Origin of the sequence: Mycolicibacterium vulneris (assembly GCF_002104765.1) — a bacterium.
Taxonomy (GTDB): Bacteria; Actinomycetota; Actinomycetes; order Mycobacteriales; family Mycobacteriaceae; genus Mycobacterium; species Mycobacterium vulneris.
Window position 1 is genome coordinate 1 of sequence record NZ_NCXM01000126.1, and the last position, 258, is coordinate 258.

Here is a 258-nt window from a genome sequence, read left to right on the forward strand (position 1 = left end):
GAGCTGACGCACCCTCAATACAGCGGTCTGAGTGTGGCCGAAGTACTGGAGTTGGAGCGCGCTGAACTGATGCCTGTGCCAGCGCCATTCGACGGTTACGTCGAGCGGCCTGCGCGGGTCTCCAGCACCTGCCTGGTCAGCGTCGGGCGCAACCGCTACTCGGTGCCGTGTGAGTACGCGGGTAAGTGGGTCAGCAGCCGTTTGTATCCGACGCGAATCGAGGTGGTGGCTGACGACGCGCTGATCGCCAGCCATGTC

At 64.0% G+C, this 258-nt stretch carries 1 protein-coding gene; it reads left to right on the plus strand.

Features of this window, described 5'->3' with window-relative positions:
- Positions 1-258: Mu transposase domain-containing protein (locus B8W69_RS29660; RefSeq protein WP_439330657.1), on the plus strand; the 258-nt coding region annotated here is incomplete at both ends.